1 protein-coding gene is annotated in these 334 nt (G+C 65.9%); it reads right to left on the bottom strand.

Features of this window, described 5'->3' with window-relative positions; all coding sequences use genetic code 11:
- A partial coding sequence (locus tag AC1DQ3_RS36900) for an NAD(P)(+) transhydrogenase (Re/Si-specific) subunit beta (RefSeq protein ID WP_477125011.1) occupies positions 1 to 334 on the bottom strand: 334 nt, incomplete at both ends.

The following is a 334-nucleotide window of genomic DNA, read 5'->3' on the forward strand; positions in this document are numbered from 1 at the left end:
GCGAAGGACACCGGCGCGCCCTGGAACAGGCGGAACTTGTACTTGCCCGACAGCTTGCCGAAGGCGATCACCGAACCGGAGAAGGTGATGGCGCCGACGAAGCAGCCGATGAACAGTTCGATGCGATTGCCAAACGGGATATCGTGCGAGCCCGGCGGCGTGATGCTGAATGCCGACGGCTCGGCCACCACGGCCACGGCGATGCAGACCGCGGCCATACCGATCAGCGAGTGCATGGCGGCCACCAGTTCGGGCATCTTGGTCATCTCGACCCGTTTTGCCACGACGGCGCCGATGCCGCCGCCGACCACCAGCGCGCCGAAGATCAGCGCCA

The organism is Cupriavidus sp. 01T418, assembly GCF_056398885.1.